The 15,152-nt window shown below is 38.4% G+C and carries 16 protein-coding genes; 6 read left to right on the top strand and 10 right to left on the bottom strand.

From position 1 onward, the window contains the following. The first annotated feature begins 22 nt into the window (after positions 1-22). The 4 genes from JCM9152_RS11980 (at position 23) to JCM9152_RS22640 (ending at position 5,186) form a co-directional block, all read left to right on the top strand. Complete coding sequence (locus JCM9152_RS11980) at positions 23-622, top strand: YkzI domain-containing protein (RefSeq protein WP_035344514.1); 600 nt, start codon at positions 23-25, stop codon at positions 620-622. 175 nt (positions 623-797) lie between these two features. Beyond that, positions 798-2,033, top strand: a complete 1,236-nt coding sequence (locus tag JCM9152_RS11970) for a hypothetical protein (protein ID WP_035344511.1) — start codon at positions 798-800, stop codon at positions 2,031-2,033. Then, the gene (locus JCM9152_RS11965) at positions 2,023-4,995 is read left to right on the top strand and encodes a DEAD/DEAH box helicase (protein ID WP_035344510.1); all 2,973 of its coding nucleotides are present in this window, start codon (positions 2,023-2,025) and stop codon (positions 4,993-4,995) included. The genes JCM9152_RS11970 and JCM9152_RS11965 overlap by 11 nt, the downstream gene beginning before the upstream one ends. 29 nt (positions 4,996-5,024) lie before the next feature. After that, positions 5,025-5,186, top strand: coding sequence for a hypothetical protein (locus tag JCM9152_RS22640; protein WP_156314991.1), 162 nt, complete (start codon positions 5,025-5,027; stop codon positions 5,184-5,186). Between the two features lie 37 nt (positions 5,187-5,223). Here the strand turns inward: JCM9152_RS22640 and JCM9152_RS23720 are convergent, their stop codons facing one another. From JCM9152_RS23720 to JCM9152_RS11940, 6 genes are all read right to left on the bottom strand, one after another. Beyond that, the gene (locus JCM9152_RS23720) at positions 5,224-5,352 is read right to left on the bottom strand and encodes a hypothetical protein (protein WP_268870726.1); all 129 of its coding nucleotides are present in this window, start codon (positions 5,350-5,352) and stop codon (positions 5,224-5,226) included. A 29-nt stretch (positions 5,353-5,381) separates the two neighbouring features. Next, positions 5,382-7,436: a glycosyl hydrolase 115 family protein gene (locus JCM9152_RS11960; protein ID WP_035344509.1), complete on the bottom strand. Its 2,055-nt coding sequence runs from the start codon at positions 7,434-7,436 to the stop codon at positions 5,382-5,384. A gap of 177 nt (positions 7,437-7,613) precedes the next feature. Then, positions 7,614-8,093 (bottom strand): BsuPI-related putative proteinase inhibitor, encoded by a 480-nt coding sequence (locus JCM9152_RS11955; protein ID WP_052015897.1) that lies wholly within the window; start codon positions 8,091-8,093, stop codon positions 7,614-7,616. A 17-nt stretch (positions 8,094-8,110) separates the two neighbouring features. Then, on the bottom strand, positions 8,111-8,938 hold the full coding sequence (locus JCM9152_RS11950) for a YitT family protein (RefSeq protein ID WP_035344508.1): 828 nt from the start codon (positions 8,936-8,938) through the stop codon (positions 8,111-8,113). Beyond that, complete coding sequence (yjfP, locus tag JCM9152_RS11945; RefSeq protein ID WP_035344507.1) at positions 8,938-9,705, bottom strand: esterase; 768 nt, start codon at positions 9,703-9,705, stop codon at positions 8,938-8,940. The genes JCM9152_RS11950 and yjfP overlap by 1 nt, the downstream gene beginning before the upstream one ends. 228 nt (positions 9,706-9,933) lie before the next feature. Further along, the gene (locus tag JCM9152_RS11940; protein WP_052015895.1) at positions 9,934-10,203 is read right to left on the bottom strand and encodes a YbyB family protein; all 270 of its coding nucleotides are present in this window, start codon (positions 10,201-10,203) and stop codon (positions 9,934-9,936) included. A 146-nt stretch (positions 10,204-10,349) separates the two neighbouring features. Between JCM9152_RS11940 and JCM9152_RS22355 the strand changes: the two genes are divergently transcribed. Beyond that, entirely contained in the window at positions 10,350-10,481 is a 132-nt protein-coding gene (locus tag JCM9152_RS22355; protein ID WP_148296487.1) for a DUF3941 domain-containing protein, read from the top strand. Between the two features lie 26 nt (positions 10,482-10,507). Here JCM9152_RS22355 and JCM9152_RS11935 read toward each other — a convergent pair whose 3' ends face one another. Both JCM9152_RS11935 and JCM9152_RS11930 read right to left on the bottom strand, forming a co-directional pair. After that, on the bottom strand, positions 10,508-10,873 hold the full coding sequence (locus JCM9152_RS11935) for a rhodanese-like domain-containing protein (RefSeq protein ID WP_035344506.1): 366 nt from the start codon (positions 10,871-10,873) through the stop codon (positions 10,508-10,510). Positions 10,874-10,941: 68 nt separating this feature from the next. Continuing rightward, the gene (locus JCM9152_RS11930; protein WP_035344504.1) at positions 10,942-12,027 is read right to left on the bottom strand and encodes an AI-2E family transporter; all 1,086 of its coding nucleotides are present in this window, start codon (positions 12,025-12,027) and stop codon (positions 10,942-10,944) included. A 168-nt stretch (positions 12,028-12,195) separates the two neighbouring features. Here JCM9152_RS11930 and JCM9152_RS11925 point away from each other — a divergent pair, with 168 nt between their 5' ends. Further along, complete coding sequence (locus JCM9152_RS11925; RefSeq protein WP_035344503.1) at positions 12,196-13,584, top strand: MATE family efflux transporter; 1,389 nt, start codon at positions 12,196-12,198, stop codon at positions 13,582-13,584. Between the two features lie 189 nt (positions 13,585-13,773). Here JCM9152_RS11925 and JCM9152_RS11920 read toward each other — a convergent pair whose 3' ends face one another. Both JCM9152_RS11920 and JCM9152_RS11915 read right to left on the bottom strand, forming a co-directional pair. Then, the gene (locus JCM9152_RS11920; RefSeq protein ID WP_035344501.1) at positions 13,774-14,505 is read right to left on the bottom strand and encodes a class I SAM-dependent methyltransferase; all 732 of its coding nucleotides are present in this window, start codon (positions 14,503-14,505) and stop codon (positions 13,774-13,776) included. A 26-nt stretch (positions 14,506-14,531) separates the two neighbouring features. Next, positions 14,532-15,068 (bottom strand): AAA family ATPase, encoded by a 537-nt coding sequence (locus JCM9152_RS11915; protein ID WP_035344500.1) that lies wholly within the window; start codon positions 15,066-15,068, stop codon positions 14,532-14,534. Positions 15,069-15,152 lie beyond the last annotated feature (84 nt).

The raw sequence follows: 15,152 nt of genomic DNA, 5'->3' as shown, positions 1-15,152 counted from the left end.
GCGTTAAAGGAGCGTGTATATCATGAGAAATTCTTTTATCGATGTAGAATTCTCGGATATTTATATCAAACTATCCAAGGCTTCCCTACATCAGTTTATTAAAAGAATGATGAATCAACACTATTCTCTTTATTGGCGTTATGACGCCAAAACGATTTATCTCATGATCGAACGTGATGAATCCGTTCACGAACTCCCATTCTTACGCAACACGGAATTCCTTACGCTGTCTGCAGAATCCATTTATATTTATGATGAGGGATTAGCAAGCGCCTTGGAAAGCCTGCTACAACATGAAAAGGGAAATGGAATTGTCAAACGTTCGACTGATGGGCCTCTTTATATTACTTCATATCAGTCAGGTGATATTGAATCGATGATTGAAATTGATGGGAGTGAAAAGGTGATGATGAATCAAAATGGCTCGATGATCCAGTATAAAGGAAACGATAAGTCATTAAATGCCAAGACGATTTACAATGTCATGAACCTTGAAATTGATTATGTCTTAATGGAGCTACACGAAGCATTAGAATCTTCGGATGAATCAATGGTCGAGACACATAAACGTAAATTACGACGATTACTATCTAGACGTGAACAAGTGGAGCAACTCCTCTAATTAGACAGACTACACGCGTTAACCTTCAACTTGATAGGTCTAACCGCAAGCACAAGCTGTGCTTGCATTTTTTCGGAAACCACTTCCCATTTACCCCTTACAATCTTCTCACCTTTCTTTCTGACACAAGAAGCGATACAATATAAGAATGGACTCATTGAAGAGGTGACAGACATTGATTCATTCTTACGTACTGAATGATAGAGATTCAGCACAACTCAATTCATCTATTTATCGCTTATATAATAAGCTAACAGCAACTCGCTATGTGACGAATCGTTCCTTAGAGGTGCTCACACAAGAGGCGATACAAGCCATTGATTCAGCTAACTTCCAACCAAAATGGTTTCTAACCATACATTATATTGATCAATTAGCTAAATATTCTCAAGCAGAAAAGACCTATGATTTATACGACAGACGGTTTCTTTTTATTTTTGATGCTCTTTATCGATATTCCTTTAATGAAGAAACCTACCTAACAGAAGAAGCAATAGCTACGTTCACAAAACTTCTAGCAGAGCAGTCCGCTGTTTCAGATTCTCCTTGGCCACGTTTGTTTCAAATACACACGAAACATTTAGAGCCTAGGCAGGTTGAGAATATATATGACGCTTTTTCAAATGTGGAGGGTGAAATATCGTATTCATTCGCTCTTCTTTATTCTTATATTTCTTTACTAAATGGAAAAGAGGCACAAGCTCTTTCCTTGTTATCAGTTCAAAGACATCAATTAATTGAACTTGAAATTTACCCACATTTTCATCTATTGAAGGAGCGACAACGTTGGATCACGATCAAACAATGGTTTGATACGTTATTTATAAAACAAAGACAGACATTCGGATCTCTTCAACCAATTTGGGAGGAATATAAGGCAGTACACGCCAAAACGGCTGAAGACCAGGATGGAGTTTGGAAACGTTGGCTCGTTACTCCTAATTTCCAACGTTTCCTTCAATTAAGTCAGCACCTAACAAAAGAAGAGAAGCAGTTACGGATAACCCATTTATTAAATACATTAGAGAATCGACTTTACCAAACAGAATCAGTTAGAGCCTATGAACAATTACTGTTATATGCACAAGAATATGAACAAGCACAGGAGCATTTTCTTTTAAACGAATTTGACCCAGTGAAAATACGCCCAGAAAAAAAAGCCTTATTAGAAGCAATGAAAAAAGAAAGACCTGATTTAGCTATTCCTATTTACCATCAATTAATCATTCGATTAGTAGAAAGAAAATCAAGGGTGCATTATCAGCATGCTGCATTAGCCGTTTCACAATTAAAGCATTTATATACGACATTAGATGCCGTGGAGAAATTCGAACCATTTCTCATTCGGTTAAAAAAGCAATATCGAACGTACAAAGCGTTCATTGAGGAGTTGAAGTCATTTGAACTCTAACTGTTTTGTCCATGGAGGTTGGATCGAGAATTCCTTCTTTATATGGGGAGAATGCTCTCCAAGCTCTCGTTTTGAGCAAAAAGGGAACTTCCAATATCCATTTTTATATTCACCATTTGAACTAAAGCTACGTCTTTTTCGGGGTGATCCGATCTCCTATTACGGAACGTTTATCGAAGAAGGAAAAGCTGTTATTAAAGTACCCATTAAGGAAAGACAGTATCAATCATTTGCTGGAGAGACAACGATCTATCAGGCTACCTCTGCAATGAAGGAGTACCCCTTTCCCATTGAAGGGATACTCTTATCATTTGAATCGATATATCTCTATCTTTCGCTTTTTAAGCGTTGGCAGCACGATCATGCCATTACATTAACACCTGATATTCAAAAATGGCTGCAATTATTTTCTTATGTCCAACAAATGATTGAAGATGGCCATTTTGAACCGGCCCCAGATGGGAAATGGCAACTCATGCAATTTCCATTTGAAGAATGGTATGAAGCTTTACCTAGTGCCGCTAAATCCGTTCGACCAACTAGCCTTCATATTCATTCCAATCATGAAGGACTTACATATGTCGATTTTCATAAGCTCATTCGACAGCTTGGTGATACGTGGATTCGTTCGATTATCCAGAGAACGTCGATTTCTCCTTATTTTCAGCAATGGCTTGATAGCGTAGATCCATCGATTCAACAATCGGTTAAGCAGCTACAAACAACTAGCGAAAAACCGTCAGCGATCACCGTGCAGGATTTTAATGTAAAAGCAGGAATCACAGCGGCTAAACCGTTTCGTTCTGGACTCGTACTTGAACAACCTAAGACAGAGGATGGTGAGTGGATCGTCTCCCTTTGTATGATCGACCGGAAGCATCCTACTCGGATGGTGAAGATGCAGCAACTCGAATTAGGTGAACATCCATGGCATGAGAACCCAATTGCCCAGCTGAAGCAAGATGTAAACAACCTTAGAGAGCGTATTCCATTACTTCATTCTCTACGTCTTTCATCTCCGTCACTCGCACTTTCAGCAGAAGAGGCTTTTTACCTCTTTACAAATGAAGACGAGATGTTACAAGAGCTAGGCTTTCACTTAATTATTCCAAAGTGGATGAGCGAGCGACCAAAACCAAAAATATCGATTTCTTTAGACCATGACTTTATCGAAAAGTCTTCCGCAGAGCCTCTCCTTAATTGGCAAAGCGTTGCGTCCTTTACGTATCAAGTAGCGATCGGTAATGAACAAATAGATGAGCAGCAATTTAAACAAATTGTTGAAGAACAAAAGCCGTTTGTCTATATAAATGGAGAATGGATTGCATGGGATCGCTCACTTGCCGAAACCCTTAAATCGAATTTGGAGGAAATGAAGCAACGTACGTCCTATTTGGAAGCATGGAAGCTCGACCAAACGAATGAATTAAATGACCAATTTGATCATGTCGACGTTCAAATTGATTGGCAGGATGAACTTGAAAAAGCGTTAAATCAACTATACACAAACTCTCCTCCAGCGGTTTCACTTCCAAATGGATTACATGGGGAACTGCGTCCGTATCAACATGATGGTGTATCATGGCTTGTCCATTTACGACATATCGGATTCGGGGGATGTTTAGCCGATGACATGGGGTTAGGAAAATCAATTCAAACGATTGCTTATTTTCTTCATGTTATTGATCAACAGGAGCAACAATCATTGAATCGAACTCCTTTTTTATTAATATGTCCAACATCGCTTCTGCAAAATTGGATTGAGGAATGCCAACGATTTGCGCCCTCTCTAACCATTCTCATTCATCACGGCTCCACTCGTATATCAGATATTGAGAATTTAGAGAAATGGGATTTGATCATATCCACATACCAATTAATGGTGAAGGATGAAGATTTATTTGCGAGCATCTGTTGGAATGGTCTCGTGTTGGATGAAGCCCAGCATATAAAAAATATTGAAACCAAACAAAGAAGAGCAATCAAAAAGATCGATGCGATTCATCGCATCGCTTTAACAGGAACACCGATCGAAAATCGCTTGCGAGAGCTATGGTCATTATTAGACGTCCTAAATCCGTCCTTTTTAGGATCGTATTCGTCTTTTCAAGCGAACTTTATGAAACCCATTGAGCAAGAACACAATCAAGAGCAGCTCCATAAATTACAAGCTTTAATTCGTCCCTTTCTGTTAAGAAGGACAAAGGCAGATAAGAGCCTTGCTTTGCATCTTCCAGCTAAAAATGAAATCGTTCACCCTGTCTATTTAAGCGTAGAGCAAGCTAGTCTCTATCAAGCTGTGGTCGAGGAGATGGTAACACGATTAAACGAAGGTAGTGCTTTGGAAAGACGAGCTCATATTTTGCAAACCTTAACAAAGCTTAAGCAAATTTGCAATCACCCTGCTCACTTTCTAAAGGAACCCACGAAGGATCATCAATCTGGAAAATGGGATCATTTGCTTTCACTCGTGGAAGAAATGTATGACCAAAACGAGAAGGTGCTTATTTTTACGCAATATAAAGAAATGGGTCGTTTGATCGTGGAGGAGCTAGAGAAACGTTACACGAAAGAGGTACCTTTTTTACATGGGAGCTTAACACGTACGAAGCGAACAGAGGCAATTGAATTATTTCAGCAAGATGCGCAAACCCCATTTTTTGTTTTATCTTTGAAAGCTGGTGGAGTTGGCTTAAATTTAACAGCTGCTTCTCATGTCATCCATTATGACCGATGGTGGAACCCAGCGGTTGAGAACCAAGCAACAGATCGCGCATATCGAATTGGCCAAACAAAAGATGTGACCGTTCATAAATTAATGACAACAGGAACATTAGAGGAGCGAATTGACCGATTGTTATCACAAAAGCAAGAGCTTGCCAATCATATCCTTGCCGCTGGTGAGCAACGAATCACTGAGCTTACGAATGAAGAAATACTTGAGCTTGTTAAACTTTCGTAATCCATTTAAACAAATAAGGAGTGATATTTTTGACAAAGCTCGAAGAACCTTTCAATACCTTTTGGACAGGAAAAGACATTGATATTGGAAAGCCTAAAAAAAAGAATGCCTCCACACAAAAGAATCATCCTTTTTATACGTTAAAAAAAGCCATCCAAGACGAGGTGAAAAAGACCAACCTTGATCGTTAATTTTTTTAACTGTCCTCAATTGGAGGTCCGTTCCTTTCTAAAAAGATTGGATAGCAAAAGGAATGCCTACATATGTTAGCCACGTAGGCATTTCCTCAATTAGAATAAAAGCCAATCCCACTGCATTTAACCAGATGCCTGCTTGAATCATCCACCTTCGTTTCATTTGATTGTTCCCAACCTCTTCTAAATTTTCTACATCGAAAATACTTCTTGCAGTCCTTTCGCTAAATCATCATCTGATAACGGATTACGATGCGTATTTTCTAAATAAATATGCTTCTCTGAATCTGGCATCATAAATTCTTTATACCAATTGAAAAAATGTGGACTATCACCATGCATGCGTAAATAACGTCTTAACGACTGTAAGCTCTCAATGGTCCACTGTACATTCGTTAACCAGTCGGCTTTGTAGAAGTTTGCCCACTTCCCATGCTCAGACTGTCTCAGCGCTTGTACCCCCTCTTCATAATACCAAATGGCTTGTGAAGCTGACACAAATGCTTTTGGAAATTCGTCTTTTCTAGCAAACTCATACGCTTCACATAATTTAATAAACCCAGCATTTCCAGAGCAATGGAGAATGACTTGAATGTGGAACTGGTCAAAAAAGCGAGTACGATCCTCATGAGAAAGTTCATTAAAAATAACTTGAGATGTCTCATTTAACACAGTCCAATTCCTATAACCAATTTGGCACCTCTCCTTAAACCAACATACTTGTTCATCGAACGACCTTTCACCTGTTGCCCAATATAGTGCTTCAATACTTTGAGTAGCCTTTCCTTGCATCCAATGACCGATTATTCTTCGTGCAGGGTGATGATAGAACTGTTCTCCTGCTCGATTATCAACATGCTCTCCAAATGGTACAGAGCATTGAAAATAGCTTTTATACAATTGGGCGATTTCATGATGATGAGAGCTGTAAAGACGCTGAACAAAACGTTGCAAATGTTCATTAACCTCTACATTCCCTACATTCCACATGTCACTTACAATATCTAACGGATACAAGTGCATGCGTATATTCCCTGAATTGACAAGTAAGTAATCATCTCCACCTGTCGCAAATACCTCTTCTAATTCTTGAACAATTAAAGTCGGTTCGTTCGGAAACATCGTTAAATGATTAGAGGCTTGTAAATCATGAAACGTCACATGATAATAGATTCCTTGTTCACCATATTCCTTGCCTTCAGGCATAGACGAAATTCTAAAATCTTCATTACCATTTCTCCTAGAAACCATCTTACCATAGCCATTGTCTGCCCATACTTTAATGACGCCCTGAGGAAGATCAATATACCCCCCACGATAAAGCTCAGATATTTCACCGTATAAGGCGACACAACATTGTGGAGAATCAACATGCTCCTGAATCATTTCTAACTGTTTCTTTATGACGCGTGAGATCATTTCTCCTCTTTTACTAGGTGTATCAAAAGTTGGATCTTGTGTCCAAAAAGGGGTATCTCCCTGTCCTCTAAAGGACAATACCCAAACAACCTTTTTCTCCTTTTGCTTTTCGATCGCTTCCTCCCAAAGCTGTTCATATAGCAAATGGTTCGTTGCATAGCTTGCTTGCTCATCTGGATATACTCGTTTAAACATTTCAGCACCTAGTGGCTCCGCATGATGATGGGTAATCCATAACCCCATTTCTGACGCTAACTCAAAATGAATTCCCTCTTTGGGCAAATCCGTTCCAGGAATGACCATATTTCCTCCACTACGAAGCAATGCCTCAAATACTGGATGCCATACTTCTTTTGTCGGTGGATAAGGCTCTTTCCAACCGATTAGGCAAACTTCATCATTGACAAACCACCCTCTAAATCTAACTTTTCTTTTCGGAGAGCGGATTTCTCCTAACGGAATATGGACACTTTCTCGCTTTTTTATACGCTGATCGATCCAGTACCAAAACGGGTCAATTCCTAAATACGTCTTACTAATGTGTAATAGTCCATAAATAAGACCTAAATCATCACTCCCTATAATCCTTAGTCCATCTTCTTTCACTGTAATGATATAAGCTTCTTCATCACACATTTGCTTATCATGATGTAATTCAATCAACGATACCTCGTCTTTGATGTCCGTTTTCATTTTTTGTTTATTAAACACTTTATCCATATCCCGCTGAAACATATGAAGTGCATGTTCAACAGCCTTTGATAACGCAACAGGTCCATTAACGACTGTTGATGAATCAATTTCATAATAAGGATTGTCCGTTTTCATTTTATTATCCCCTCATCAAAATAGATCGTTTTATGTTAACGTTTACATTTTAGCGCAGTTATAGCTTTTTTACATTTTCCTCAGTTATCTTCATTACTAATCAAATAACTTTATTGCTTTTCAAAAGAAAGAGAGCATTGAAAAAGTTAGTAAACATTCTCCATGCTCTTTCATATATTATTCGATTTCAACCTTTAGAACTTCTTTAAACATGTCACGATCTTCAAGCTCTTCCCCATCAATCGCGATAATAAGTAATTCAGCCTCTAACTCATATTCTCCTACCTCTAACCCTTCTAATGAAACCTTTTCTGTAAATGACAATGATTCTCCTGGAGAAACTGTTTCAATGACGAGCGCCATTGTAAACATTTTCCCTTCTGAATAACGATAAACCTCTTCTCCACTCTCATCTCTTAAAATGATTTCATACTTTTGTCCGGATGAAAAGTCAAGATTACTTTCATTATCCTGATGATTTGTCACCGTCATTGTCACATCCATTTCATTTTCCACTTGATCAATCTTCACATCATATGACCAATCACTCACTTCTTCTTCACCTCCGCTACCTGTCGTTGGCGAATTCGATCCTTGTCCACACGCTGACAGAATAAGCAATAATGCTATTCCTATCCAAGTATAGCTCTTTTTCATTTGAATCTCCTCTCCTCTTAATCTTTTCGAAATAACCCAAATATTCCTGAGGTTTGCATCACATTGGTAAACGCTTCTGGGTCCACTCCTTGAATCACTTCCCTCAATTCATACAGTTCATAACGGGTAAGGACAATCATAAGTACTTCTTTATCTTCTGAAGAATAACCACCTTTTGCTGGAATTCGAGTAATTCCTCTTACCATAGAATCATATATCGCTTTAGAGACATCATCAGCTTTTTTCGTGACAATCATCGCTGTCACCTTCACGTGACGCGTATATATGGCATCAATTACACGTGATGAAACATAGAGAGTAACGAGTGTATAGAGCGCTTTTTCAGGATCAAATAGAAACCCTGACGTAATGACAATGATACTGTTTAAAAGAAAGAAGTAAACACCAACAGGTCGATCACTCACTCTCGATAAAATCAGAGCAATGATATCAAGTCCTCCAGAAGAAGCTCCCCATTTTAACGTAATACCAGCACCAATCGCTAATAATACACCACCAAACACAGCATTCAATAGAATATCCGGTGAAAAATGCCTAATTGGCACGACTTCTAAAAAGAATGTTGTAAGAGCTACGTTTAAAAAACTATACAAAGTGAAGCTCTTCCCTACCTTTAACCACCCAAGAATAGCAACAGGAATATTTAATACGAAAAGGATTATTCCCGTTGATAATGGGAGCACAACAGCAATAAGCTGCGCCACTCCTGTAAAGCCACTCGCAAACACATTGGCTGGTATTAAAAAGAAATTTAACGCAATGGCTATAATAAATGCCCCGAGAATAATAACGACCGTTTTTTCTGCCTCTTTTCTAATCGACATTATGAAATTTGATCCTTTAACAAGTGTTGTTCAAACCATTCGACAGATGATAAGACGGCTTGTCTAGATACTTTATGGTCGACACGATCCTCTGCAACAAATTTTAAACGATGAGGGTGCTCCTCATAATACTTCTCTAATTCACCATATAGCTTTTCTGAAAAAGGATACGGTACAACTTGATCTTCCTTCCCATGCCAAATCATCAGTGGTCGTCCATTTAGGCGCTCAAGCTGTACAGTCAAATCATACGGTTTAATTTGATGAAGCACTTGATGACGAAGGTCGTGTAAATCAACTCCCTTTGTCTCAAGCATCTTAAGTTGTTCCTCCAAAAAAACTTGATAATAGGCCGTTCCCATAAACGACACAGCTGATGTAATCCAAGGATAGCGAGCTAATGCTCCATACATCGTAATGGCTCCCATAGACGTTCCAATCACACCAATTTGGTCATTTCCTAATTCATTCGTGACCATATATTCCTTCAATAATTCTAGTTCATGAATAGAAGTTAAAACAATTTCCCAAAATTTCAAATCACGATTCTGTTCCGTTTTTTGACGTTCTCCATGATAAATAGCATCTGGTAACAGGACCCTGAAGCCTTTTGTTGCTAACATATAAGCAATATGCAAATTATGCTCCTTTGCGCTCGTAAATCCATGTAAGAAAAAAATCGTTGGGAGCTTCGCTTGTTCTTTTTCTCTATCTACTACATGTAACGTAGGAACTCCCCCAATCGTTTCATTATTAATAAAAATCATTCAAATCACTTCCTATCCATCCATTTTTCCTAATTATAGCATTTCCCAATCTGATTAAGAAAAATGATAAATTTTTTCATTTATTTATAGGAAAAAACGGTTATCTGTCTCTTATTTGAAGAGAAGGTCATTCCTTTTTTTCCACTAATCAAAGCGGATGGGTTCGACGCACTAGTTTGTGGCAAATCTCTAAACAAGAAAAGCCTATTGACAGGCTGAAAGGACCACCTACTGGTGATCCTTTTGCTGTGCTTTGTTATAGTAGTTAATACTTGTCATAGCCCCTTCTTCGACCATATTATGATCATCATAATCATGTGGATCGGAATGACCGATGCGTCGATCCTTCACTTTATTCGTAACAGAGCTGTCTTTGAAATAGCTTCTTAGCTGTCCGTAGCTTCTTCTTACCTTCGAACGAAATTCATCATTTCTCATCAACAATGTTGTCGTTCCAGCTGCTCCAGCTAACAGTAGCCATGCTTTTCTTCGTTTCATTTCTATCACCCCATATATTGTGGTTAGTTTTTACTTTCCCTCTCTGTTTGCTTTTTAAACATCGTAAAGAGAGTGTTCATAATTCAATGACAATTGGTTACGCTAAAATATGCACAACTTACTCTTACCGTAATGAGGTGAACATTATGTCACAAACAGGTGATAACAACAAAAAGAAAAAAGACAACAATGCAAGAAATCAACAAAAAAACCGCCAAGAATTAAAGAACAAGCGCGCAGGAGAGCATTCCTATTCAAAAGAAACGGATCACCTATAGGATAAGGTGATCCGTTTCTTCACTTATTACTTCTCTAGCTCCTTCACATCTTTGACAATCCACTCTAGTCCTGTTTCAACTTCTTTATCCCACGTAAGCATGCCACCAGCAAAGTTCTTTACATGATCAAAGCCTTGTTCCTTTAAATAAAGAGCGACATTTTGACTTCTTGCTCCACTTCGGCAAATAAATACATAAGAAAGATCTTTATCAAGCTTATCTGTATATTGCGGAATCGTCTGCATCGGAATAAGAGGAACACCGGGAATATGCCCCTGTTCATATTCGTCATATTCACGAACATCAATAACAAGTGTATCCGTCTCTTCCTTTAACAATGACGCTAATTCTTCTACATCAATCTGATCAATCCCATCAACTACATAACTCAACTAACAAGCACCTCTTTCATCACAGTTCATACAAGCTAACGATACGATACCTGTTTACACATCAATTGTCAATCAACAGGCTTACTTCTTAAACGCCACAAGCGATACGTATGAGAAACGATGACCTTACCAACCGCATAAGTCGGTACAGCTAATAATAACCCAAAGAATCCAGCAAATCTTGCTGCAACTAATAATAATAATATGATCGTTAATGGGTGAATATCTAATTTTCTCCCCATTACTTGCGGTGAAATGAGATTACTTTCAATTTGCTGTACAACGACAACAACGATAATAACAAGCAATGCCATAAATGGCGATTCAATTAATCCAACAATCACAGCTGGAATTGTGCCGATCCACGGTCCAACGAACGGAATGACATTCGTAAACATCGCCACGAGCGCTAACACAAGTGAGTACTCGACGCCGATAATTAAGTAACCAATGTACATAAGAACGCCAACACAAACACTAACAATAATTTGCCCTTGAATATAGGAGCTTAATGCAAAGTCCATATCCTTTAGAATACGGCGTCCTTCCTGCTGTTGCTTACTAGGTAATAACCGTAACACTTGCTTCGGTGCTTTCTCCCCTTCTTTTAACATATAAAAAAGGATAAACGGAATAACAACTAATATAATCACGACATTAGCAATGAATCCGAGAAAGCTAGCAATGTTAGAGCCTAAAGCTGTGACAAAATTATTTAAATATTCACCAAAATCAGCAATGATATTTTCAAATGAAAATTCATTTCCTTGTTGGAAACGAGCTATGTATTCATTCTCTTGCAGAGCATTATACATGCCTTGTACTTCGCGCGTAAATGCCGGAAGTGTTTCAACTAAGCTATAAAACTGCTTCTGTAATTCCGGACCTATTAGTAAAAAGAGCAACGTGATTAGTGATACCCCGGTTAAATATAAAATAAGAATGGACAAGCCACGCGGAATTTTCTTCGATAAGAGATTCACAAATGGTCGCAATAAATAGAACAAAACCCCTGCTAAAGCGATAGGTGCAAATAAGGTTTGGACAAGAACAACAATAGGTCTAAAAATCCAATCAACTAATGTTCCTAAATAAATGATTAATAGAATTAAAATGAACGCATACATAATGCGAAATGACTTGCTTTGCGGCATTTATGCACCCCTCTCTGACATTATATACCTATATTATAGCATTTTCTGCTAAGCAAAACTGTACTTTTTAGAGGTTTCATTGAACTTCTTAACAATTATCAAACTTTTTACATACAAATCGATTATTATGAAGTATAATCTTCAAATGATTATTCGTGAGGTGAGAAAATGGACATCCAACAGAAAAACAAAAAGAAGATTCAACAGCTTTCCCTTTTCGCCTTGACGTGGCCAATTTTTATTGAAATTATGCTCCATATGATTATGGGGAATGCTGATACATTAATGCTTAGTCAATATTCAGATGATGCGGTTGCAGCCGTTGGAGTGGCCAATCAAATCTTTATGTTTGTGATCGTCATGTTCGGATTTATCGCAACAGGAACGAGCGTCCTTGTTGCACAGCACTTAGGTGCGAAGCAACAAAGAGAAGCTGGCCAAGTTGCTGTCGTATCAATCGGGGCGAACCTAGCAATCGGGCTGATTCTTAGTATTGGGTTGATCCTCTTTGGCGCACCTTTACTCACGATGATGGGTTTACCTGAAGAACTGCTACAAGAAGCAACGATGTATATGGTGATTGTCGGGGGTTTTTCATTTGTACAAGCATTGTTGATGACCGTTAGTGCGATTTTAAGAAGTTATCAATTCACGAAGGACGTTATGTACGTCACAATCGGAATGAATATTTTAAATATAATCGGAAACTATTTGTTCATATTCGGAGCTTTCGGAATGCCTGTTCTAGGTGTAACTGGTGTGGCCATTTCAACAGCGGTCAGTCGTTGTATTGGACTTGCGATAGTTGCTTACTTACTATACCGTAGAATCCCTAACGATTTACCTTTTCCTTATCTACTAAAAGGTGTTCCAAAGGTTGAGCTGCGCAATTTATTAAAGATTGGCATTCCAACTGCTGGTGAACATATGTTTTATAACGGTTCTCAGCTTGTCATTATGTATTTTATTCTCATGTTTGGGGCTGAAGAACTAACGACACGAGTATACGTGCAAAATGTGACGATGTTTGCTCTCCTGTTCGGATTAGCGGTTGGACAGGGAACACAAATTATTGTTGGCTATCAGGTCGGAGCCAAACAGCTCGATGCAGCATATAAACGTTGTATTCGTAGCTTGAAGCTAGCCATTTTGATTTCGCTTGGAATGTCAGCGATCTTTTATTTCTTAAGCAATCCCATTTTAAGCATCTTCACAGACAACCCTGATATTATTGCGTTAGGAAGTATTCTCTTGTTACTTCATGTCATTATGGAGCCTGGCCGTTCCTTTAATCTCGTTGTCATTAACTGTTTACGAGCGGCTGGCGATGTAAAGTTCCCTGTCTACTTAGGCGTTATTTCGATGTGGGGTGTGAGCATTCCTGTCGCCTACTTTTTCGGTATTTACTTAGATATGGGCTTAGTCGGCATTTGGCTTGGTATGGTTGCTGATGAATGGTTACGTGGATTTTTAATGTATATCCGTTGGCGCGGTGGAAAATGGCGAGAAATGGCCTTTGTTGGAAAGAGAAAAGAACAAGATGTTGCCGTTTCTTAAATGCATCGTGTAAACTCTCTATAAATGATTTGCTAAACCGCTAGTAGAGGTCCTTTCAAACTAAAGAGGCCGGGACATAACAAAAGTGTTTAACTAAGAACCTGACGAAGGATATTTTCAATGTATTTGTACGAATTCTCATTAATTCGTACACGTTTGTCCCAGCCTCTTCCTTAAGCTTAGTAATTTCTACTTTTCTACCGCTAGTATGAAAAACATCGGCCTCCTTAGCTCGTGTTTCATATTCGGATCACGCTCTATCCATTCAGCTGTAGGCATAGGCTCCTTAATAGCACGAATCCGAAAACCAGCTTGAATTAAATCATTCACATAAGTTGAGACAGTGCGGTGATATTTAATGACATTATCAGCTAAAAAATTCGTTTGACGTAACCCCTCTAGTTGATAGTTATCAATTGGCCAATGAAGGATAGTACCTTCCTCATTATAAATCCAATCCTGCTCTTCCCTTGCAGTGAATATCGGATGTTCAACTGAAAAAACAAAATGCCCACCCTTTTTCATGCAATCGTAAATCTTTTGCGAAAGCTTATAAAAATCCTTAATATAATGAAAAGCCAACGAACTAATCACAACATCAAAGGAATGATTGTCAAAATTGATCTCCTCAATAGCCTCCTGAATATAAATAATACTCGAATCATCGGTCAGCTCGGCGGCTTTTTTTAACATTTGTTTTGATAAGTCAACACCGACCACTTTACTTGCTCGATTCTTGTGTGCATAGCGACAATGCCACCCATACCCACAACCTAAATCAAGAACCGCTTTATTTTCTAAGCTAGGCAACATGCTTTCTAGCACGTGCCATTCACCTGCTCCTTCTAATCCAAGAATTGAACGTGGCATTTTAGCATATTCATCAAAAAATCGTTGATCGTCATATTTATTTTGCTTCATCATTTAATCTCCTATTTACATTAATCTTATCTTTCTATTTTTTCATTTACGATAAACTCACCACTCTTTCTTATCTTCTCCACCACCTCTGTAGCCGTAACATCATTAGTATGATAATAATAGCGTTCACTGATTTGCTTACTTTTGAATTCTTTTACTAGATCTAGGCAACGTTGTCCCATTTGATATTGTTTATCGCGCAATTGATCTCTCCTTAACAATTCATCATGATCGACCCAAAGGACAACGTAGAAAATCTTAGCTTGACACCTTTCACTTCGAACCTTTTGTATGACTTTTTCCACATCTTCCGGATAAGCAATATAATCTATTACGACGTCTTTATTAGCTCGTAAAAAATTCGTTGCTAAGCTAGCAATATTTTCCCACGTTAACGTAAGTAACTCTTCACTTTCCCAAGGTGGAAGGTAACCACCAACAATCATATGATTAATCAAATCACCTTCTATATATGCGCTCTGAGTAAACTGTTCTACTAACCTTTTTGATATCGTTGACTTGCCAACACCAGCTGGCCCTGTAATGATGTAAATCCTTCTCACTGTTCCACCTACTTTCTACTCTTACAACTATTCATTATCTTCTACTTTCCATTTCGACAAAAATGACGACTTTCCTCCCTTCCC

Origin of the sequence: Halalkalibacter hemicellulosilyticusJCM 9152, assembly GCF_000513115.1 — a bacterium.
GTDB lineage: Bacteria > Bacillota > Bacilli > Bacillales > Bacillaceae_D > Halalkalibacter > Halalkalibacter hemicellulosilyticus.
The sequence above is the reverse complement of the archived record's forward strand: the minus strand, read 5'-3'. Positions and strand labels throughout refer to the sequence as shown.

Bases quoted from the DNA above. Each gene is read 5' to 3' on its own strand.
- JCM9152_RS11980 (WP_035344514.1), top strand. From the start codon at position 23: ATGAGAAATTCTTTTATCGATGTAGAATTCTCGGATATTTATATCAAA.
- JCM9152_RS23720 (WP_268870726.1), bottom strand. From the start codon at position 5,352: ATGAAACGAAGGTGGATGATTCAAGCAGGCATCTGGTTAAATGCAGTG.
- JCM9152_RS11960 (WP_035344509.1), bottom strand. From the start codon at position 7,436: ATGAAAACGGACAATCCTTATTATGAAATTGATTCATCAACAGTCGTT.
- JCM9152_RS11955 (WP_052015897.1), bottom strand. From the start codon at position 8,093: ATGAAAAAGAGCTATACTTGGATAGGAATAGCATTATTGCTTATTCTG.
- JCM9152_RS11950 (WP_035344508.1), bottom strand. From the start codon at position 8,938: ATGTCGATTAGAAAAGAGGCAGAAAAAACGGTCGTTATTATTCTCGGG.
- yjfP (WP_035344507.1), bottom strand. From the start codon at position 9,705: ATGATTTTTATTAATAATGAAACGATTGGGGGAGTTCCTACGTTACAT.
- JCM9152_RS11940 (WP_052015895.1), bottom strand. From the start codon at position 10,203: ATGAAACGAAGAAAAGCATGGCTACTGTTAGCTGGAGCAGCTGGAACG.
- JCM9152_RS22355 (WP_148296487.1), top strand. From the start codon at position 10,350: ATGTCACAAACAGGTGATAACAACAAAAAGAAAAAAGACAACAATGCA.
- JCM9152_RS11930 (WP_035344504.1), bottom strand. From the start codon at position 12,027: ATGCCGCAAAGCAAGTCATTTCGCATTATGTATGCGTTCATTTTAATT.
- JCM9152_RS11925 (WP_035344503.1), top strand. From the start codon at position 12,196: ATGGACATCCAACAGAAAAACAAAAAGAAGATTCAACAGCTTTCCCTT.
- JCM9152_RS11920 (WP_035344501.1), bottom strand. From the start codon at position 14,505: ATGAAGCAAAATAAATATGACGATCAACGATTTTTTGATGAATATGCT.